At 58.2% G+C, this 13,023-nt stretch carries 7 protein-coding genes; 3 read left to right on the top strand and 4 right to left on the bottom strand.

Annotated elements, in window-relative coordinates; all coding sequences use genetic code 11:
• Nucleotides 1-132: 132 nt before the first annotated feature.
• From VM163_00035 to VM163_00025, 3 genes are all read right to left on the bottom strand, one after another.
• Nucleotides 133-3,378, bottom strand: coding sequence for a S41 family peptidase (locus VM163_00035; GenBank protein ID HUT02269.1), 3,246 nt, complete (start codon nucleotides 3,376-3,378; stop codon nucleotides 133-135).
• A 10-nt stretch (nucleotides 3,379-3,388) separates the two neighbouring features.
• A complete protein-coding gene (locus tag VM163_00030) occupies nucleotides 3,389-6,601 on the bottom strand; it encodes a S41 family peptidase (protein ID HUT02268.1) in 3,213 nt (1,070 codons plus the stop codon).
• A 107-nt stretch (nucleotides 6,602-6,708) separates the two neighbouring features.
• A complete protein-coding gene (locus VM163_00025) occupies nucleotides 6,709-8,670 on the bottom strand; it encodes a transglutaminase-like domain-containing protein (protein ID HUT02267.1) in 1,962 nt (653 codons plus the stop codon).
• Between the two features lie 682 nt (nucleotides 8,671-9,352).
• Here VM163_00025 and VM163_00020 point away from each other — a divergent pair.
• Both VM163_00020 and VM163_00015 read left to right on the top strand, forming a co-directional pair.
• Nucleotides 9,353-10,606: a TIGR04083 family peptide-modifying radical SAM enzyme gene (locus VM163_00020; protein ID HUT02266.1), complete on the top strand. Its 1,254-nt coding sequence runs from the start codon at nucleotides 9,353-9,355 to the stop codon at nucleotides 10,604-10,606.
• Between the two features lie 113 nt (nucleotides 10,607-10,719).
• The gene (locus VM163_00015; protein ID HUT02265.1) at nucleotides 10,720-11,316 is read left to right on the top strand and encodes a HEAT repeat domain-containing protein; all 597 of its coding nucleotides are present in this window, start codon (nucleotides 10,720-10,722) and stop codon (nucleotides 11,314-11,316) included.
• 34 nt (nucleotides 11,317-11,350) lie between these two features.
• Here VM163_00015 and VM163_00010 read toward each other — a convergent pair whose 3' ends face one another.
• Nucleotides 11,351-12,175: an ABC transporter permease gene (locus VM163_00010; protein HUT02264.1), complete on the bottom strand. Its 825-nt coding sequence runs from the start codon at nucleotides 12,173-12,175 to the stop codon at nucleotides 11,351-11,353.
• A 232-nt stretch (nucleotides 12,176-12,407) separates the two neighbouring features.
• Here VM163_00010 and VM163_00005 point away from each other — a divergent pair.
• Nucleotides 12,408-13,023: MFS transporter (locus tag VM163_00005; GenBank protein ID HUT02263.1), on the top strand; the 616-nt coding region annotated here is incomplete at its 3' end.

Genomic DNA, 13,023 nt, shown 5'->3' with positions numbered 1-13,023 from the left:
CGGCCCAGTATAGGCCTTTGAGATAAGTCGCCCCAAAACACCAATAGCATCACTTTGGAAGGCTGAAATGAGAGGGCCAGTGTCAAAGATGCCCCATTCAATCATTTGCCCGAATCTGAACGTACTGCGCCATTAGTTCCCGTTAGCCTGCTCAAGCAGCGCCTCGACCGCTCTCTTGAGCTGGTCGTCGCTCGTCATGCTGAAGTCCTGCTCGGGCGGGTTCTCGACGTAGATGTCTGGCTTCACGCCCCTGCCCTCGAGCTCCTCTCCGGTGAGCGTGTAAGCGCCCCACTGAGGGATCAAGACGAACGTCCCATCAAGGAGGCTCACGCCGCCGCTCACGAAGATGACCCCACCAGACGTGGGAACGCCGACCAGCTTCCCTATCCCGAGCTTACGGAAAGAATACGGGAACACCTCGGCGTCGCTGTGAGAATACTCGTTGATGAGAGCGACGACCGGCTTGCGCCAGTTGAAGCGAGGCTGCATGACTTTCAGCGACTTGTCCCTATCCTCGAAGTAGAAATAGACATCGCGGCCGAGAACCGAAAGCAGCTCGTCATGAAGGTTGCCCCCGGAATTGAACCGCACGTCAACTATCAGCGCCTCTTTGTCGGTCATCTCGTGCGTGAGCTCTTTCAGGAACTCCTCGTAGGAGCTCTGCGCCATCCAGCGGATGTGCGTGTAGCCAACCCTCCCGCCGCTGAGCTTCTTGACGAGCGCCTTGCGGGACTTGACCCACGACAGATACACCTTGTCCGTGATGGCCCGCGATGACCAGGCCTTCACTGTAACGAGCATCGGCCTCCCGCGGCCGCCTTTCAGGACCTCAAGGTCAATCCTCTCGTCAACTTTGCCCCTCAAAAGGGCAAACGGATTCTTCTTGCTGTCAACTTCGACACCGTCTATCGCCAAGATCACGTCCCCAACGCCAATCTCACTTCCTGGCAGATCGCTCGGGCCATCGGGAACGACGCGCGAGACACGCAGACCACGTCCGCGCCAGTTCGCGTCGAACCGTAGGCCCAGCTGGCCTGTTGGTTCATACTTCGGGTCGCGTGGAGACCATACCCAGGTGTGCGAGGAGCGGAGGTCGCCAATCATCTGCACCAGCACAAGCCTGAACCCGCCCGGGGTCGCGACAGACCCAAGCATGGGCAGGTACTTCTCCTTGACCTTAGCCCAGTCAACTCCGTGCATCTCCTTGTCGTAGAAATAGTCCCTCATCGCACGCCAGGCCTCGTTGAACATCTGAAGGCGTTCGCCCTTGTGGTCGATGGTCATCTTGGCCACAAACGGCACGGGTTCAATCATCCCGCTGAGAGAGACCTTCGTGATCGTCCCACCCCCGCTGCGCACGAACATCTCCTTGCTCTTGGGGCCCCAGAGTATCTGCACCGGATTGAGCCCAAAGGACGTCAATCGCTTCGATTTCTTACCGAACTCATCGACTATGTAAACATCAGTCTTGCCGAAAGCGTCCGAACCGAAGGCGTAGCTCTTGCCATCAGGCGAGACCGAGAGCGCCCACGCGCTGCCCTGCGTCCTCGACACTTTCATCGCTCGAAGGTGGATGTCCTCGAAGTCGATCGCAAGCTTATTCTCTTCCGTCTTTTTGCTCAGCTTTGTTCGTAAGAGAAAATCCCAGAATCTTTTCTTATGTTTTGTTTTCTTTGCCTTTTTGACGACCCTAGCCTTCGGCTTGTCCTCTAAATCACCAGAGCGACTCGCCTGATATTTCTCCTCGTCGCGCCTCGTCAAGAAAACATGCCAGACATCCTGATTGCCGTACCTGAGGCGGTTGGCGTTCCTGTTTGAGAGAAAGACGATTTTCTTGCCGTCCCCACTTATGCATGGGTTGTAGTCCCAGGCGGGGTTCTTAGTTATGTTGTGGAGTTGCTTGCCATCGCTGGAGACGATGAAGATATCGGACTGCCAGTCGGAGCATGTCTTGCTGAAGGCGAGCCAGCTGCCGTCAGGGGCCCACCCGACGTTACTTACGAATGGGCCCTCAGCGAGCTGTCTGGCGTTCTTGCCCTCCCTGTCCACAACCCAGAGGTCGCCGCGCCCACTCAAGTATGCCACCTTCTTCCCGTCTGCTGACCACACGGGTGCATATTCCTCCCCGTCTGTCGCCACCAGAGGCGTCGTCCGACTGTGTCTCGAAAGACAAAGGCGCTTCTCCGTGGGGTCAGTCGACTCCATTAGGAATAAGTCCCGATTGCCATTGCGGTCGGAGCAGAAGGCGAGCTTCATGCCATCCGGCGACCACGCCACGTCTTGTTCCCGTGCCGGTGTGTGGGTCAACTGAAGCCACTTCTTGGCCTCGGACGCCTTCATGGCGAATATCTCACCATGCACGACGAAAGCTATCTGTTTGCCGTCCTTGGAAAGTGCGAACTCGGAAGCGTCACGCTCCAAAGTCTCAAGCTCCGTAGCGTTCTCTTTGAGATCGCTCGGAGCACGTATCTTGACTTTATGGTGCTCTCCTGACGTTGGGTTTACCAGGTATAACTCGCCGTCAAACTCGCACACGATCCTCGACCCATTCAGAGCGATGCGAGCGTGAACGACCCCGTCGCGGTCAAAATCGGTGAGCCTCTGCGCCTCGCCCCGGGCGATGGGCTTGACCCAGACGTTCGTGACCCCTCCCCTGTCGGACAGGAAGTAGAGTCTGGCGCCGTCGGCTGACCACATTGGGTCGCTGTCAGAGCCATCGAACTTGGTGAACTGGACAGCTGAAGACCCATCTAGTCGCTTAAGCCAGATGTCTCGATTGGCGCTCCCGTGGTAGCCGCGGCGCCACCACGGCGTTGCCCCTCGCACGAAAGCCAGGGTGGCGCCATCTGGAGAGAGAATCCCGTCGCTTCCGGAGCAGTCGAGAGCTCGCGCGGGGATACCCCCGTCGGGAGGCACAGTAAAAACCGATCCACCCCCCACGGGTGTGTTCAGCTCCCGGTCGGAATAGAAAAGGACGCTGTTGCCGTCGGGCGACCATGAATACACGCTGTCGTGTGCTCCGTGGAAGGTCAGCCTCTTCGGTAGGCCGCCTGATGACGATATGACGAACACGTCCGCGTTGTACTCCCTTCTGGATGTGAAGGCAAACCACTTGCCGTCGGGCGACCAGCACGCTGGGCCGTCAAGGCTGGAGTGGACTGTTACTCTGGATGCCAGGCCACCCTCCGCGGAGACCGTCCAAATGTCCCCAAGATAGGTAAACGCTATTGTGCTCCCGTCCGGCGAGAGCGAGGGGAACCTAGCCCCCACGATCGAGTGCGCGTCGTCTTCGGCAAGGGCAAGCCCCCCCGATGCAACGAGGCACAACCATGCCAAGCACGCGAAGGCGAGACCTGCTGCTGTCCTTATGTTTCTCATGGCTCCTCCCTTATTCTTTCTTCGCTAGTTGTTTGAGAAGTACCTCGACCCCCATCTCGAGCTGTGCATCGCTGGTAGTGCTGAAATCCTGCTCGGGCGGGTTCTCCACGTATATGTCCGGCTTGATCCCCATGTTCTCAAGGGTCTTACCCTCAAGAGTGAAGCAGCCGCTGGTCGGAAGCCGGAACCAAGTCCCGTCCAAGAGGCTGATACCTCCAGTCCCGATGACTGCGGAGCCAGTCGGCACGCCAATCAGCTTGCCGAGCCCAAGCTTCCTGAACGAGAACGGGAATATCTCCGCATCACTAAAAGAGTATTGGTTGGTCAGTGTTACGGCCGGCTTCCCCCAATGAAAACTGGGCTGATACTCACGCATCGCCCCCGCCCTGTCCTCCAAGTAGAAATAAGTCGGCCGCCCCAGAACCGAGAGGAGGCGGTCGTGAGTGTAGCCTCCGCCGTTGTAACGAACGTCAACGATCAGCGCCTCCTTATCGCGCGCGTCCGTCATGAGCTCCCGCAGAAACGTCCTGAAACTCCGCATGTCCATCCCCTGAACGTGGATGTATCCGATGCGGCCGTCGCTGAGTTTATCCACCAATTCCTTGCGGGATGAGACCCACATCTTGTATGTGTCCTGATAAAGCCCCCACCATACAACAGCCTTGATCGTTACTGTTCTCGTCTTGTCGCCCGGTTTTCTGGCCACCAAGAGATCGACCTTCTCATCTACCTTGCCGTTCAGGAGCTTGTAGTAGTTGACCTCTCTGCTCACCTTCGTGCCGTCAATCGCCACCACTATATCGCCAACCTTGACCTCGCTTCCGGGCTTGTCGCACGGGCCGTTCTTAGTCACCCTCGCAACCTTCAGACCGTCCCCCGTCCAGCCCTGGTCGAAGCGGAGACCAACGTGGCCGGTCTCGTCTGCTACGTCCCATTTGTGGGTCCCGCCGCCCCAGGCACCGAGATGCGAGGCTTTTAGCTCGCCAGCCATCTGGAGGAGGAGGTATAAAAAATCCTCGTGCGTCTGAACCGAATCGAGAAAGGGCAAATACTTGTCTCTGACAGCTGCCCAATTGACCCCATGGAAGCTAGGGTCGTAGAAATGAGTGTTAAGACCTCGCCACGCCTCGAGAAACATCTGCCGCCTCTCGGCCTTGTGGTCGATCTCCATCTTTGCTACATAAGGAACAGCCCTCGCCCGAATCTTCTCCCTCGCAGTGCCCTTGTCCTCGAAACGAGACACGGTGATCGCCCCGTCAGTCCCCAGAACGAAGAGCCGCTCATCCTTCGGGCCCCAGACGATCGCGCGCGGCGCCGTCTTGCCGATCTCGCGAAGCTTCATGCCAAACTCGTTGACTATGTGTGTCTCCCGCTTGCCCATGGCGCCGCTCGAGAACGCGCAAGTCCGGCCGTCGTGCGAGACCGCAAGGTTCCCTTCGTTCCCGCTCAACGACGTTACAGGCTCGAGCCGGCGGTCGATGCCGTCGAAGTCGATTCTGACTTCTGCCGTTTTGTGCCCCGGACTGGCAAGCAGGTCCTCCTGCTCCTCGTCGGGCAGGTCCTCGCGATACTGTTGCCGTCTGCGCAAGTAGTCCTCATGGGCCTCTTTCGTCAGGAATGCCTGCCAGAGATCGCTCTCACCCCACTCCTCGATGCCTCCTTCTCTATTGGAAGCAAAGAGAATCCTCGTGCCATCACCCGACCACACGGGCGCATAATCCTGCGAGGCGGCCTCCGTGATATTGTGCACCGCGCAAGACTTCACGGATACGACGAAGATGTCGGCGATCCAGTAGTCCCCCTCCTGGCTGTAGGCTATCCACCGCGAGTCAGGGGACCACTCGATTGAGCCTATGTTCGGGCCTTTGACGAGCATCCTATTGCCTGTCCCATCCGGGTTCATTACCCACAGATGGCCCCGGTCCAAAAGATATGCGATCTTGCTGCCGTCGGGAGACCATCTCGGCGAGAGCTCCTCGCCATCCGATGTAGCAAGAGGTGTGGTCTTGCGCAGCCTTGACTTGGCCAGCATTGGCTCACGCCTGTCGGTCGATTCCATAACGAATACGTCTGTCGTCCCATCCCTGTCAGAGCAGAAGAGCAGCCTATTGCTGTCAGGAGACCAAGCGATGGCGCTTTCCCGCGCCGGTGTGTCCGTGAGGCGCATCGCCTTGCCTCCGATCGCCTTCATCGCGAACAGCTCGCCTCGGACGACGAAGGCTATCTGCTTGCCGTCGGGCGAGAGCGCGGTCTCAGAAGCCTCGCTCGTGTAGGTTTTGGGCTCTATCACGTTACCTTTGACATCGCTTGGGGCGGAGATATCGAGCTTCCTGGTCTCGCCTGTTTTTGTGTCAACTGTGTAGATATGCCCGTCTAGGCAACACCCAATCACTGACCCGTCGCGCGACATGCTGGCAAACGCCGCTCCATCCGCCTGGAAATCGCTGATTCTGCGCGCCTGGCCTCCCGCCTGGGGCATGACCCACACGTTCGTTATTCCATTTCTGTCCGACAGAAAATATATCTGCTCGCCGTCGGGCGACCACATGGGGTCGGTGTCCTTGCCGTCATAGTTCGTAAGCCGCTTGGCCGGCGAACCATCCAAGAGCTTCAGCCAGATGTCCTGGTCGCAGCTGCCGCGGTATGACTTTCGCCACCAGGGCATTACGCCACGAACAAAGGCCAGCGTGCTGCCGTCGGGTGAGAGCGCCCCGTTGCTGCCGGTGCAGTCGATCAGCCTTTTAGGCTGCCCACCGTCAACGCTGACCTCGTAAGTCACGCCCTCTCGAAGAGGCGAGTTTATCTCCCGGTGCGAGTCGAAGAGGATCCACTTGCCATCCGCTGACCAGTCCCTGGCCACGTCCGGCCTCGAGCTGAACGTCAACTGCCGAGCCAGCCCACCGTCCGCCGGGATGACAAAGACGTCCGGGTTGAATCCCCTGTCCGACGCAAACGCTATTAACTTCCCGTCAGGTGACCAGCAGGAAGTCCCCTCGTATGCCTCATGCACGGTAAGTCTTGTGGCCAGGCCTCCTTGAGCCGGCACAGTCCACAGGTCGCCAAGATAGCTGAAACATATCGTCTGGCCGTCCGGCGAGAGTGATGGGTGGCTTGCGCCCAGAATCGGCGCCGACTCGGCGAGCGCCGCCCCACTGACAATCGCGGCGAGGCACAGACCCACACAGATAGAAATCCCCCGTAGCCGGTTTCTTGAGAATGTCATTGACTCACTCCTGAAACGCACGTTTTAACACATCGATCTCATTGCAATTCTTGATCTCGCTAGCATCCGCTCATGCAGCCCCGAACCGCTAAATGCCAGCCAAACAATCACCCGGCGACCGTGAACTCAAACGTCCTTGTCACCTTGTTGAAGAGTTTTTTGCGCCATTTCTTCTCCCCGACAGCTTTCACCGTTACTAGGACATCGCGGTCGCGAATGAGCAGCTTCTGCGTCTTGCCAGCGCCATCGGTCTCGATGAAACGAACCGCTTGCCTGCCGCCGATCCTGCAATAGTGAATCTTGCTCAGCTCTTTGCCGGAAGCCGTAAGCTTGCTGACGAGGTCGCGCGGACCGAGAGTGAAGCCCACGGGTTCAATCTCAATTGTTAGCTCCGCATTCGAATATGCCGGCGCGTGGACAGACAGTATCGTCTTCGAGGTGAAAGGGTCACTCGCCGGGTCGAACGTTGCCCGCTTGGGTTTTGAGACCTTGAACGAGTAGAGCAGACTTTCATAGGAGTTGCCCATCACGAATGAGAGCTTGCCCGGGTCCTTGACGTCGAGCGTTCTGCCCTCGTAGCGGAGCGACAGAACCTCGACCTTGACCTTGCCCATCATCGGCAGGAGCGACGTCAGTTCCAGCATTGGCGCTGGCGAGTTGAGGGCAGAATCCAGCACCTTTATGTGCACTGCATCCCAGTCGTTCCCGCCACGATTGAGCGTCGCGTCCAGCGGCACCCATCCGGACACGAAGGCCTCGTTCCATATATGGTAATAGAAGCTGCCGTCAGCGTAGATCAGCCCAACAGCGCACCGTCCGGGGATGCCGACCGCCCGCAACAACGCCGCCAGCAAGACCGCGTGCTCCGTGCAATCGCCCTCAAGTCGTTCGGCAACCTCTCCAGCCGTTGCGAATCCCACGGAGTAGTTCTTCAGCGAGATGTTTTTCGAGACCCAACTGCATAGAGCTTTCGCCGCCTCGTAGGCGTTCTTCTGGTCGCCGACTGCATCTTTTGCCATCTTGACTATTTGAGCATCGTCGCTCTGAATATAAGCTGATGGCGTCAAATACTCCGCCATGCCCGGCGCACTAATCGGCAATGATGGCGCCTCGTCTGAATTGGAGGATTGCGGGATGCTCTTGACTTGAAGACCTCTCTCACACGGCTCGACACTCTGGATTTCGTCCGAGGGTATCTTGATTACTGACGACGAGGCGCCGGAGTAGATGATGCGGAACGTGGCAGCCTCCGTTATGTAGGGATGGGGTATTAGCATGTTGCAGTGCGCGGAAAGGGCCTTGAGGAGATCAACCTTAGCGCCCGATGCGGCCCGCAGCGCATCCTCTTCCGTCGCTCTCAGAGTAATCATGGCCAGCTGCTTGATCTGAGTCTTGAACACATCCCCATCGTCATCACACCACTCGTGAATCGTAATCGCGGGAAGAATGCTCTGTTTGACAAGAAGCTTGTGCAGCGACATCTTCTTCCCAAGCACATCGACAACCTCGTCGCCGAGCACCTCGATGTCCATGCTGAGAGGTTTTGCACTCTGCGCCTCGAACGTCTCGATGGTGTATTTGGTGCCGGACTTGAATCCCTTTTCTCTCGTCAGCCTCAATGCGCCGTAAGGCCCAACCGTCCCGCTGGGGACTTTGATCTCATATTCCTTGCTCTTACCCAAGATGGTCTGCTTCACCAAGAGCTTTCCGTCGGTGAAATGCCCCGTCATCTTGACCGGCTGGTCGGACACCGCCATTCTCATCCGAAACGAGAGTATCTGTCCCTGCTCGTTCTCCACAACCTCATTTGAGAGCTCCATTCTGGCCGTGGAGCTGCCCCTGAGCATCTTCATCTCAGTCTCCATTCTCGTGACGTAGCGGTCCTGGCCGTCCTCCTCCCTCAGCAGAATCTCGGTGTGGGCAAAACCAATCTTGGCCCCGGCGAGAAAAATGACATCCCAGCTGTCGTGAACGACGTTTTCGGAGGCAACCCCCAGAGACATGATGGGTGCGGCCAGCATAATCAAGAGAATCAGGACAATGCGTGCGACTCGAGCAAATCCAGGCACTTTTTGTCTCCTCGGGAATTATCAGCATTTCATGCACTTTAAGCCCGGCGATAATACGCCCGCCGGCGATCTTATCAAGCCATCTTGCAGCCCCCAAGAATCAGATTGACCGTGTGGGCTGCCGCTTTTTTGGACTGCCGCGGCTTGACGCCGTTTTCATTGGTGGTGGCTTGACACCACCCTCTGACAGATATCTACCTTGAACCTGGAAGCCGCCATCGAAACAACCACACCCTCCTTAACAGAGCGCAGGCCGCGGCGAGACAAAGCGGTGTCAAGCCGCCGCACTCCAAAATCAGCCAACGGATGTGACCCACGATTCAACCGCGCTCCCAATCATCACCTGCTAACAGCCGCTAAGCATGATCATCTTATGAAGGCTCCTACCTCCAATCTGATTACTAGCGTGGAGGCCGGCGAAAAGGACTATTCAGCTGGAGCGACAGAGCTGCTGTTACAGCAGGTCAGAGTCACCCTAAGAGGGCAGGCAGGTCAACTGAGGCAGTTAGACCAAAACCTCTCCGGGGCGCAACGTTCCAACCGGCGATACCCTCACAGCATCAACTTGTTCCATAACGCACCCCCTTTCAGGTTTGGTGTTCTGTTTCTAATCGGATAATCTATTCGCTTGTAGTCTGCATTTCTGAGGCAAGGAATCTCAAGTAGGATATCTGAAGGGTCGATGGACACAACAGAGCGGACGGCATTGGACAAGCACGACCCGGCGCAGTCGCGCGCCGATGGGCGACCTGAAAGCCTAGCACAGCCGCAATTCATGCTGGTTCCTTCACTTGCTTGCCCCGCTAATTGCGCTTATTGCTTCAGCACTCGGGATGGGCCCAGCATGTCGCCGGAAATGGTGGACGAGGCGCTCGAGTTCCTCTCCCATGTGTCCAGAGAGACAAAGCAGGAGAAGATCAGAGTAACGCTTCACGGCGGCGAGCCGTTGATGGCGGGGCACGGCATTCTTCGTCGGGTCCTCGAAGGGCTCAGGATGAGATTCGGCCGCGGCGGATACGAAGTTGCTCTTCAGAGCAATCTCTGGCTACTCGACGATGAGTTCTGCGAGCTATTCTCCAAACACACAGTCGAAATCGGAACCAGCATCGATGGGCCGGAGGAGATCACGGATGCCCAGCGAGGCGTGGGCTACTTCGAGCGCACCATGCGAGGCATCAAGCTTGCACGCGAGTACGGCTTGCGAATTGGCTGCATTGCGACCTTCACTCTCATCAGCGCCTCGCGCTGGCGCGAGGTTGCCGATTTCTTCCGAGCAGAGCGACTCGGCTTGACCATTCACGCTGCGGTTCCACAGATGGGCTCCGAGGACGCTTCATATTCGCTCACACCTCAGCAGTATGCCAGCCTATTGAGGGAGGCGCTCGATTACTACCTCGAGTATCGCTGCGAGATGCTCGTATCGTCGCTCGATCAGATGTGCCAGGGCGTCGCGTTCGCCGAGGGCAAGGTCTGCACTTTCCGGGACTGCCTCGGCATGTTCCTCGCCATTGACCCGCACGGGGGCATCTACCCCTGCCAGCGCTTCTGCGGCATGACGGCGTATCGCCTCGGCAACCTCGCGGACCATCCCACGCTGTCCGACCTACTGAGTAGCCCGATGGCCAGCCGCATGGCCGAACGGCAGGCGAAGGTTCGCGAGGCGTGCGGGGAATGCGAGCACCTGGACTACTGTCTGGCTGGGTGCCCATACAACGCCTGGGCAGGTAACCTTGCCGGCGTCAAGGAACCCTATTGCGCCGCCTACCGCGCAGTATTCGACGACATCAAGCGGCGCATAGCGCAGGAGATGCGCTCAAAGGAGAACGTGGCGGCGATTGCGCAGCGCCCGTTTGACCAAGATGGCCATCCATTGCTCAGAATGGGCCCGATAAGTGAACTTCTCCAGCGGTCGGTTCGCACGAGCCGCCAGTCTTGAAAGGACGCCGAATATCGTGATAAGTTGGCCAGTGTTGGGTTCTGTTGTCGAAGATATGGCTTGATACTGCATTCTGAAAGGGAGTTATTGTAGATATGTTTGAGCGGGCCAAATTGAGCTGGCATCTGCGAAACCTGGCGAGTGAGAGCTGGAAGAAACGCGAGGCAGCGGCGAACGCCCTGGGAGAGATCGAGGACAAGGAGTCGATAGATGCACTTATTGGAGCGCTCAAGGACACAGCCTACGAGGTCCGTCGCGCCGCCGCCAAGAGCCTGGGCCAGCTCAGAGTCCGTGAGGCGGTGGAGCCGCTTATCGAGCTTTTGGGCGATGAGTCGGGCTCGGTTCGGCAATATGCCGCCAGCGGACTTGCGAGTTTGGGAGAACGCTCGTGGCAGCAGGTGGTCAGAGGTGAGAAGCAGGATATCGACAATCTCGCCTCGTGTGGCGACCCTCGCGCTGTTAGGGCGCTTGTCAATGCGCTCAGGCAGGTGCATGGCTTCCGCGAGAGGAGCCTGTTGAGGCATCGCACTGCCGCGGCAGAGGCGCTCGTTGGCCTGGCCTCGAAATCGCCCTCGCGCCTGAAGGGCTATTGGAAGGAGGTCCAGAACCTCGCGGGTTGGCATCACAGCGACACAGCCGGCGGCGGTCGGCACAGCGATGTCGGCGTGGGCATCGAGTTTCCCAACGAGCCCCCGGAGACGAAGAGTTGATGGCCTAAGGGTGCTCTCTTTCCGGTGCTGGCCGCTATTGCGAGAGGCGCCTCGGGTCGAGGACATCGCGAAGGCCGTCGCCCAGGAAGTTCAGGCTCAAGACCACCAGCATTATCGCGATTCCGGGGAAGAGCACCAGGTGCGGTGTGACGAGTATGTAAGTCCTACCGGAGTTTAGCATCGCTCCCCAGCTCGGAGTCGGTGGCCGCACCCCAAGACCCAGAAAACTCAGAGCCGCCTCAGCCACGATCACCCCTGCCATACCTAACGTTGCCCTGACCAGGATCGGTGAGCTGATGTTCGGGAGAATGTGGCGCCAAGCGATGCGCAGGGCTGAGGCGCCGAGCGACCTCGCAGCGATGACGAACTGCCTCTCTCTGATCGAGAGCGTCTCACCCCTTGCCAGGCGGGCGAATGGGGCCCATCCAGTGATGCATAGCGCGAGGACCACGTTAAAAAGGCTCTGCCCCAGGACTGCCATCAGCGCGATGGCCAGGAGAATCCCCGGGAAGGCTAGCACAATGTCAACCACTCGCATGACGATCTGGTCTGTCCATCCGCCGAGGTAGCCGACGATCATGCCGACCAAGACGCCTATGGCAAGCGAGATTGAGATGACCAGAGTGCCCACGGCAAGCGAGACTCTTGAGCCATAGATAATGCGGGAGAGGATATCGCGCCCAAACTCGTCGCGTCCGAGCAGGTTGTTAAGCGACGGGCCTTCAAGGCGCCTGTCAAGGTTCTGCCGGTTCGGGTCGAAAGGCGATATCAGAGGCGCAAAAAGCGCCATGAGCACGAAGAGAATGAGCACCGCAAGACCGATTCTCCCAGGTAAGCTCAACTTACGCCAAATGCCCATCCAACCCCGCCAAGATTCCGTGCTGTTGACGACTTCGTGCATTGTCGCCAAGATAGCATCCACCTTCGTGGGCTGCAAATGCTGAGTCATGAAAGGAAAGTTGAGATCTGAGGTCGCGGGCCTTGGCCTATGAACGACCATCAGGAAGCTGCGGCGTCAGATTGGCAACTAACGACCTGCCATCTGTTCAACCGCAGGACGCAATGCTAGGTCAGTTTGGCGGAACGAGGCGATGAACCAAGATACGGACAACTCGGTGCGACGGGCCGCACTGCTCATAGCGGTCCTATCAGGCTTTCTCATCCCCTTTGTCAGCTCTTCAGTGAACATCTCTCTCCCGACGATAGGCAGGGAGTTCGACTGCGATGCGATTACGCTAGGCTGGATTAGAACCGCATACCTTCTGACTGCCGTCATGTTCCTGCTTCCCTTCGGCAGGGCAGCTGACATACATGGCCGTAAGCGCATCCTGAGGCTGGGGATGTCGATCTACACCGCCGCCTCCGCTCTCTGTGCAGTGTCAACTTCGGCCTCATTCCTCATCGCATCAAGATGCCTCCAAGGTTTTGGCTCCTCGATGGTCTTCGGCACAGCGGTCGCGATTTTGACATCCGTGTTTCCTCCAGGCGACCGCGGAAAGGCGCTTGGGATAAGGGTCGCCGCGGTCTATATCGGTCTTTCGAGCGGGCCGTTTCTTGGCGGGCTACTGACGCAGCATCTCGGCTGGCGCTTTGTGTTCATTATCAACGCCGCGCTCGGGCTTCTGGTCGTGGGTCTTCTCACGTGGAAGCTCAAGGGGGAGTGGGTTGGCGCTCGGGGTGAGAAGTTCGACCTCACAGGGTCGCTGA

The organism is bacterium, assembly GCA_035527515.1.
GTDB lineage: Bacteria > B130-G9 > B130-G9 > B130-G9 > B130-G9 > B130-G9.
This window is presented reverse-complemented; position numbering and strand designations above follow the sequence as displayed.